Source organism: Paraburkholderia sp. (assembly GCF_036488795.1).
Lineage (GTDB): Bacteria > Pseudomonadota > Gammaproteobacteria > Burkholderiales > Burkholderiaceae > Paraburkholderia.
The window spans coordinates 1-7,745 of the sequence record NZ_DASXHA010000167.1 but is presented as its reverse complement, the minus strand read 5'-3'; the positions used below and the strand labels follow the sequence as shown (position 1 = coordinate 7,745).

At 60.7% G+C, this 7,745-nt stretch carries 8 protein-coding genes; 4 read left to right on the top strand and 4 right to left on the bottom strand.

What is annotated here, in order from left to right:
* Positions 1-123: 123 nt before the first annotated feature.
* Positions 124-1,077: a LysR family transcriptional regulator gene (locus VGH41_RS24095; RefSeq protein ID WP_331600165.1), complete on the bottom strand. Its 954-nt coding sequence runs from the start codon at positions 1,075-1,077 to the stop codon at positions 124-126.
* A gap of 100 nt (positions 1,078-1,177) precedes the next feature.
* On the opposite strand from VGH41_RS24095, the gene VGH41_RS24090 reads away from it, so the two are divergent.
* Entirely contained in the window at positions 1,178-2,599 is a 1,422-nt protein-coding gene (locus tag VGH41_RS24090; RefSeq protein ID WP_331600163.1) for an aldehyde dehydrogenase family protein, read from the top strand.
* 33 nt (positions 2,600-2,632) lie between these two features.
* Here VGH41_RS24090 and VGH41_RS24085 read toward each other — a convergent pair whose 3' ends face one another.
* Positions 2,633-3,040: a MarR family winged helix-turn-helix transcriptional regulator gene (locus VGH41_RS24085; protein WP_331600167.1), complete on the bottom strand. Its 408-nt coding sequence runs from the start codon at positions 3,038-3,040 to the stop codon at positions 2,633-2,635.
* Between the two features lie 216 nt (positions 3,041-3,256).
* On the opposite strand from VGH41_RS24085, the gene VGH41_RS24080 reads away from it, so the two are divergent.
* Positions 3,257-4,828, top strand: a complete 1,572-nt coding sequence (locus VGH41_RS24080; protein WP_331600162.1) for an MFS transporter — start codon at positions 3,257-3,259, stop codon at positions 4,826-4,828.
* 163 nt (positions 4,829-4,991) lie between these two features.
* Complete coding sequence (locus tag VGH41_RS24075; RefSeq protein ID WP_331600161.1) at positions 4,992-5,369, top strand: hypothetical protein; 378 nt, start codon at positions 4,992-4,994, stop codon at positions 5,367-5,369.
* A gap of 184 nt (positions 5,370-5,553) precedes the next feature.
* Here the strand turns inward: VGH41_RS24075 and VGH41_RS24070 are convergent, their stop codons facing one another.
* Complete coding sequence (locus tag VGH41_RS24070) at positions 5,554-6,483, bottom strand: Gfo/Idh/MocA family oxidoreductase (RefSeq protein WP_331600160.1); 930 nt, start codon at positions 6,481-6,483, stop codon at positions 5,554-5,556.
* A gap of 279 nt (positions 6,484-6,762) precedes the next feature.
* On the opposite strand from VGH41_RS24070, the gene VGH41_RS24065 reads away from it, so the two are divergent.
* A complete protein-coding gene (locus VGH41_RS24065; protein WP_331600159.1) occupies positions 6,763-7,146 on the top strand; it encodes a hypothetical protein in 384 nt (127 codons plus the stop codon).
* A gap of 9 nt (positions 7,147-7,155) precedes the next feature.
* Here the strand turns inward: VGH41_RS24065 and VGH41_RS24060 are convergent.
* The coding region (locus VGH41_RS24060) for an NmrA family NAD(P)-binding protein (protein WP_331600158.1) at positions 7,156-7,745 on the bottom strand (590 nt) is incomplete at its 5' end.

Below are 7,745 nucleotides of genomic sequence, written 5' to 3'. Positions count from 1 at the left end.
TGCCGCGATCGACCTCAATACAGCCAATGCGAAAGCCAGGGCAAAGCCAAAGGTCAAACCGCCGCAGGCGAAGTAGCCGGGGGCGATTTGCGGCTCTTTGGTCCGAGTCGGCCTGCAGTCTTTTCACCGGGTTCGCGCCTTGCGCCCACTGCCCTTCGATGACGGGCGCGTCCGGCTGCGTCGCATGGCATCCGCGTGTTCATGGATCAGGTCGATGAGGGCGCGCAATCCGGCCGGCGCGTGCCGGCGGCCCGGGTAATACAGGCAGAGACCATCGAGCGGCGGGGTCCACGCTTCCAGCACACGAATCAGCGTGCCGGCTTGCAGATCCGCCGCAACGTTCCACTCGCTCATATACGCAAGACCAAGACCGGCCCGCGCGGCCTGCTGCGTCAGTCCCGGATCGTCGAGCAGCAACGGGCCCTTGGCGTCGATACGCAACGCTTCGCCGTGCCGCTCGAACTCCCAATGATAGATCGCGCCGCTCGGCATCCGAGTGCCGATGCATTGATGCGCGTGCAGATCGCCGGGCGTGCGCGGCGGTTTGTGACGGGCGAAATACGATGGACTGCCAACGACGGCGAAACGCTGTGTGTCGCCGAAGGGCACCGCAATCATGTCCTGAGGAACCGTTTCGGCAAGCCGGATGCCCGCGTCGAACCCCTCGGCGACGATGTCGATCAGCCTTCCCTCGGTGACGATATCGAGCCTCATCTCCGGGTAGCGCTGCAAAAATTCGATAAAGACCGGCATCACCTGCCTGGCAGCGCCCGCCGACGTGTTGATGCGCAGCAGCCCCGACACGGTATCGCGAAAGCTGCCCGCCTGCTCGATTGCGACGCGGATCGTAGAAAGCGCGGGCGCGACACTGTCGACGAACTGCGCGCCCGCTTCCGACAAGGACACGCTGCGCGTCGTGCGATTGAAGAGCCGCACGCCGATGCGCGACTCGAGCCCGGCAACCGCGTGGCTGAGCGCGGACGTCGATACGCCCAGTTCGGTGGCGGCCGCCCGAAAGTTGCGATGTCGCGAGACCGCCAGCACCGCTTCCAGTTCACTCAGACCTGAGGTTTTCATTATCCCAAATCGCTCAACGTTACATGTCGGATTGTAAGGCTAGTCAACGCAATCGTGCAGGTCTATCGTGTGTCGTCCAGAACGTTTTCCGGGAGCAACCATGCAGATCATCGACAGGATTTATATCGACGGTGCGTTCGTCAAGCCGCACGGCGACGAGCTATTCGACCTCTTCAATCCGGCCACCGAACAGGTGATTGGCCGCGTGGTACTCGCCGACGCACACGACGCGCGCGATGCGATTGCCGCCGCGAAGCGCGCGTTTCCGGCGTTTTCGCGCACGGGCAAGCACGAGCGCATTGCAATGCTCAAGCAGATGCACGCAGCCGTCGTCGCGAAAGAGGATGAGCTTTACGAGGCCATTACCGAGGAATACGGCGCGCCGGTGTCACGTGGCCGATGGATGGCCCAGCACGCGAGCAGTGTGCTGCTCGAAGCGGCGAAGGTATTGGAAGACTACGCATTCACACGCCGCGCCGGCACGGCCGAAGTCGTGATGCAGCCGCTTGGCGTGGCGGGGCTGATCACTCCGTGGAATAGCGATGCGGGCTTCATCTGCGGCAAGCTGGCAGCCGCGCTGGCCGCCGGTTGCACAGCCGTGATCAAGCCGAGCGAAATGAGCGCGCTGCAGACCCGCGTCATCACTGAAGCGCTGCACGCAGCGGGCCTGCCGCCTGGCGTCTTCAACATCGTCACTGGCCGCGGCGAAACAGTCGGCGCCGAGATCAGCTCGCACCCCGATGTCGCCAAGCTGTCGTTCACCGGCTCCACGGCCGTCGGCAAGACGATTCTGCGCACTGCTGCGGATACCTTGAAGCGCGTCACGCTCGAACTGGGCGGTAAGTCGCCTGTCGTCGTACTGGATGATGCAGACTTCGACAAGGTCGTACCGCTTGCGATTCAAGCCGGCATCATGAATAGCGGCCAGGCTTGTATCGCCGGTACGCGCGTTCTCGTTTCTCAAAACCGGCTAGCGGAGTTCGAAGCACGCGTGCGCGAAGAAGTGGCGCGAATCCAGGCTGGCGATCCACGCGATCCGCAAACGAGTGTCGGCCCGATGGTCAGCCAGAAGCAATGGCAGCGCGTGCAGCGGTATATCCGCATTGGCATCGACGAAGGCGCGCGTCTGATCGCGGGCGGCGAAGGGCGGCCGGACGGCATTGGCGCAGGATGGTTCGTGCGTCCCACTGTCTTTAGCGATGTCACCAACGACATGACGATTGCCCGCGAAGAAATCTTCGGCCCGGTGCTGTCGATCATCACGTACCGCGATACCGAAGAAGCGATCTCCATTGCTAACGACACCCAATACGGCTTGCAAGCGTACGTGTTTTCCGCGGATGCGAAGCGTGCCCGCGAGGTCGCCGTGCGGATCGAAGCCGGTCGCGTCCTCGTCAACACGCTCGCCCACGAGCCGGCCGCACCGTTTGGCGGATTCAAGCAATCCGGTATGGGTCGCGAGTACGGTACTTTCGGGCTAGAGGCTTTTCTTGAGCCAAAGGCAATTCTTGCAGCGCAGTGACGCGCAGCATGAATTTGCAGGCGCCCCACCGAATCACGCTTCCGGGGCCTCCCGGAAGGCGTGTTCGAAGTTCTCCGACGCGATCACGAGAAGCGACTTGCGCAACGCGCGTGCTTTTTCTTCACCAAATACGTGTTCGAAACGATGCTGGGCCTTCTGCCAAAGCCTGGTTGACTCTGCAAGTTTTGCTTTGCCCAGCGACGTAAGCTTGATTCGACGGCTGCGCCGGTCTTCCTCGTCGACCTGAATCTCGATGAGTCCGTCGCGTTCAAGCGGTTTGAGATTCTGCGCGAGCGCCGATCGGTCCAGTACCAGCGCGACCGCCAGCTCACCCATGGTAGGTGCCTCAGCCCGCGCAATATGAATCAGCAGCGAACGCTGCGTTGAGCGCAGGCCACAAGGCGCCAGCACCTCATCGTAAAGCTGCGAGACCCGGCGCATGGCTTTGCGAAGCGCAGTTCCATTGCAGCGGGTCGCGTCTGCGAGTTCCAGCTGCTGACCGGACGCCGGGCGCCGCAGGTCTTTAGCGCCTGTTGCCTGTGCTGTTTTGGCCACGTCCCATTCTCCACGTCAATGTGCTTGACAGATAGTAGCATATGCCCATATTTTAATACGGGTATATGCTACTAATTGCTCTCTCATCGAATGGAACATGTCATGAACACGCTAGACGATCCTCCCGCGCAGCATAAGTTGCATACTTTTCTCGTACTACTGTGCGTATCTGTTCCTTCGTTCATGATCAACCTCGACTCGAATATCGTCGCGGTCTCGTTGCCCTCCATCGCACGCTCGTTGCATGCGGATTTTGCTGATATCGAATGGGTGATCAGCGCTTATATGCTGACGTTTGCCTCGCTCGTGATGACGGCTGGTGCACTCGCAGATCGCTACGGCCGCAAACGGATGCTGCTGGTTGGACTGGCAGTCTTCATGCTCGCTTCGCTAATCTGCGGAATGGCGCCGAGCGCGGCGGCGCTAAACGGCGCTCGCGCAGTCCAGGGAATCGGGGCTGCCATGCAGTTAAGCGCTGCGTTAGCCACGCTGTCGCACACGTTCCGCGGCCCGGAGCGAGCGCGGGCGTTTGCATTCTGGGGCTCGGTCATCGGCATCGCGGTATCCCTCGGACCGGTGGCCGGCGGTTTCATCACCCAGCTGTTCGGATGGCAATGGGCGTTTTACATCAACGTCCCGGTTGGCGCGATCATGATCGCACTGACGGTCTATGCAGTCGAAGAGTCCAAAGATCCGAACGCGCTCCGCATCGATTACCTCGGCTTCCTTTCCTTTAGCGCCTTCCTCTTTCTCACGACACTTGCGCTGATATCCGGCAACCGCGACGGCTGGAGCAATCCGAGGATCCTCAGCGAATTCGCGGCGGCAATCATGCTCCTCGCCGCTTTCATCGTAGTCGAAACCCGGCAGTCCCGGCCGATGCTCGATCTGCGTTTCTTCCGCATCCCCACTTATATCGGCGCGAACATCGCCGGGGTGGTTTATGCCGCTTCCCTGTTGACCATGCTGACTTTCGTGCCTGTATTTCTACAGCGCGGGCTCGGCCATGGACCCCAGGAAGCCGGTCTTCTCATGCTGCCGATGGCCGTTCCACTGTTTGTCGTGCCTCGGCTCGTGGCATCGCATCTGACCTATCGAATCAGCGGCCGCGCACTGATAAGCATGGGACTTCTATTGATCACAGTGGGACTTGCCTGGATGGCAACGGAAATCCCGCGCTTCAACTATCTATCCCTGCTCGGCGGAATGCTGGTTGCTGGATGCGGCGCCGGCATCCTTAACGGCGAAATTGCCAAAGTCGGCATGACGGTCATTCCGCCCGAACGCGCAGGAATGGCCTCGGGCGTGTCCGGAACCGCACGCTTCAGCGGCATCGTGGTTGGCTTTGCGGCGCTCGGAGCCGTGCTGTTCGCGCGCATCTCGGCGACCGTAGCGGGCGCCTTTCCGCACACGCAGTCAGGCGACCAACATGACTTTATTCGCAGGATCGCCGCCGGCGATCTGACGGGAACGATCGGGCGCAGCGGACAGGCATCATTGCACGCGCTGGCCGTACAAAGCTTCGCCAATGGCTATCAAACGATGATGTATTCAGCCGCACTGCTCTCCGGCATCGCAGGCATCCTTAGCTGGCTGCTGGTGCGCTACGCCGATACAAAACCGCTAGCGCGCGTCGACCAGCCTGAGGTAGCGGTCGCTGTATTGATGGAGTAGCCGCCTGGGCCCGGCATCGCTGGGCGCCCTCTCCTCAGCTCATTGCCAGAAATAGGGGGCAAATGCACGATTCCTCCTGGATTTGCCAGAAGACGGTGAAGCGCATACTGCGAAATCCCAAGGCATTTCACGCAGTCCGACCTCGCACCGGAGACCTTTCGTCATGCAAGTTCCTAACGCCACCTCGTCGTTCACCAGCAATGCCAATGGTGCGTTTTCAAATGGTGCTAACGGCGGCGCTGCCCCGTCTTTCCAGTCGCTACTCGGCCAGTTGACCGACTATGTGAAGGAATCTCCGGCGCAACGAATGGAGGCGGCGATCCTCGCGCAGCTTGGTATCACCCCGCAGCAATTGGCCGACATGTCGCCGGCAGACCGCCAGAAGGTGGAAGACAAGGTCAAGGAAATCATGAAGAAAGAGATTCAGGCCCAGCAGCAGCAACAGCAAGAGCAAATGCAGGCTCAAACCCAGCAGCTTACGTCGCCGTCGACTACGCATTCATCTTCGAAGCACGAGACGACGATCAACCTCGCCATCTGACTTCCTGGGCGCGGGCGCGGGGCGACGCCCAAAGCGCGAGACCAACGGTTCGTGGTCCGGCGTCGATTCTCAACATGTGAGCAGACACGCGCCCGAATCGGCCGAGGCCGATTCGGGGTAGCGTGAGAGAGTGACTCAGATTGCAGAGCGTCGTGTGCGAGCTCGCTTGTGCGGATGTGTCTGGCTATTCGACGAACGGCTCGACTGTTTTACGGTCGCCCAGCAACAGGGCGTCGGCGACGTGCTGAAGCGGGCGAACGTCCACGTCACTCGTACCATTCGCAATCAATTCGAAGAAGCGCACGTAAAGGTTCGGGTACTCGCGCTCCGGGCCGACATCCACCGTCTTGCCGTCGATTTCCAGAAGCTTGCCGCCTTGCGACAGACGCAGTGTTCCACCCTGTGTCGTGACGTCGATCTGCCACAACTCCTCAGGACCATGGCGCCAGTCGAACTCCGCGCGAATCGGCGTGCCGGCGGCGTCGGTAAAGTCCAGGTTCGCTGCAATCGGATTGTGCCGGTTAGCCGGCACCAGCAGATCAGCCGCCTTCAGGAAAAACGGGCGCGGCAAGATACGCGTGACGATGGACAACGCGTTGATACCCGGGTCGAACACGCCGAGTCCGCCCGGTTGCCAGATCCAGTCCTGGTTCGGATGCCAGCGCCGTACGTCTTCTTTCCATTGCACGTGCACGCCCGTAACCTCCTGAGCGGCGAGCCAGCTGCGCGCGGCTTCGACGCCAGGTGCGTAGCGCGAATGCCACGAGGCGAATAGCGTGCACTGATTCTGCAGAGCGAGTTCCGCCAGGACGCCCACCTCCGCGACGCTTGCGCCCGGCGGCTTTTCCAGCATCACATGCTTGCCAGCGGCGAGCGCGGCGCTTGCCTGGGCAAAGCGCACTTGCGGCGGCGCACACAGAGAAACGGCTTGCAGCGCAGGCTCTGCCTTGAGCATCGCCTCGATGCTCGGGTAGTTGTTGATTCCGTCTACCGTGGCGTTACGGCTTGCGCCGGCAATGAGCCTGAAGCCGTCATTTGCCGCGAGGGCCGGCAAATGCTGATCACGGGCGATTTTTCCAACGCCCGCAATACCGATCGCAATTGGATTTGTCATGATTGAGCCTTCATGGAATGCATCGATGTTTGCAAATTGAACCGCGCACTATCTTAGAGCAGTGCCCGGGGCAATCCGATCACTTTTCTGCGTATGCCACTATGTAGGATGAGCGAGTGCGAGATCCGGGCACGCTACACGAGTTTCTGCAGATCTTTCAGCTGAACAGGACGCTCAGGGCGGTTGCGCAGGTTCCGCTGAGGACGATGGGGAACCGCCAGTTTAAGGCCAAAACCAGGGTAAGCTCGGTCTCGCTGCCGGCCCGAGGAACTACACGCGATGCCCTCTTCCATCCGCAACTCACTTGTCTGGATCTTCGAAGCATTCGAGCGCGATGCGACCTACGTTCGCAAGCCGATGTTCGGCTGCGATGCCGCCTATATCGAGGGCCTCTTGTGTCTGGTTGCCGCTGATCGCGCAAAGCCCTGGAACGGCTTGCTGGTGTGCACATCGCAGGAGCGCCACGCCGCGCTCATTGAAGAAATGCCTGCCTTGAGGCCGCATCCCGTGCTCGGAAAATGGCTGTATGTTCCGCAAGACGACCCGGCATTCGAAGCCGTCGCGCAGAGGATGACGGCGCTCGTGCTCGCACGCGATTCGCGCGTGGGCGTCGAACCGAAGCCACGCCGTCGAGGTCGAAAATCTGCACTGCCGAAGACCTAAAGTAGAGTCTCAAGCAGATACTTTTGAAGAGTAGAGGCCCTCGCGCTTCAGAAGGTTTTTGCGCATCCATTCCTCCATATCGCTGACGGCAATGCCATGTTGCGCATTGAAGGTCCGGTCTTTGTGCCACGCCACACCTGCGCCTTGCGCGAAGACCACACGATATTTTCTGATCGAATTGTCAGGCTCCAAGGTAAGTTCTTCCGCCAGTTGCGGAACGCTCCATACAACACGGCGCACGTTAAGGCTCAATATTGCATCTACGGCATTGGCCAGTTGACGATAGGTCACCGTGTCGCCCGCCAGATAGACAATCCGGTTCGCCACGCGTGGCTCGGAGAACACGATCTCCACGGTCGCCGCGCCAATGTCGGCAGCTGTCGTCACGGTTACAGCGTTGTCCCAGCTGCCGAGCGCATGCACCGTGCCTACCTGCAGGTTCACCACGCCGAACGACGGCTCGAACAGGAAACTGGTGAACATACCGGTCGACACGATCACCCATTCTGTTTGCTCTTGCGAGCGCAAAAGGTCGCGCACATCCAGCTGCTCGTCGAACAGGTCCTGCGCACTACCGCGACCGATCACGTCATAGTCGA

What these genes read in the sequence shown, in the direction of transcription:
- VGH41_RS24080 (WP_331600162.1), top strand. Translation starts at nt 3,257, where the DNA reads ATGAACACGCTAGACGATCCTCCCGCGCAGCATAAGTTGCATACTTTT.
- VGH41_RS24075 (WP_331600161.1), top strand. Translation starts at nt 4,992, where the DNA reads ATGCAAGTTCCTAACGCCACCTCGTCGTTCACCAGCAATGCCAATGGT.
- VGH41_RS24090 (WP_331600163.1), top strand. Translation starts at nt 1,178, where the DNA reads ATGCAGATCATCGACAGGATTTATATCGACGGTGCGTTCGTCAAGCCG.
- VGH41_RS24070 (WP_331600160.1), bottom strand. Translation starts at nt 6,483, where the DNA reads ATGACAAATCCAATTGCGATCGGTATTGCGGGCGTTGGAAAAATCGCC.
- VGH41_RS24085 (WP_331600167.1), bottom strand. Translation starts at nt 3,040, where the DNA reads ATGCGCCGGGTCTCGCAGCTTTACGATGAGGTGCTGGCGCCTTGTGGC.
- VGH41_RS24065 (WP_331600159.1), top strand. Translation starts at nt 6,763, where the DNA reads ATGCCCTCTTCCATCCGCAACTCACTTGTCTGGATCTTCGAAGCATTC.
- VGH41_RS24095 (WP_331600165.1), bottom strand. Translation starts at nt 1,077, where the DNA reads ATGAAAACCTCAGGTCTGAGTGAACTGGAAGCGGTGCTGGCGGTCTCG.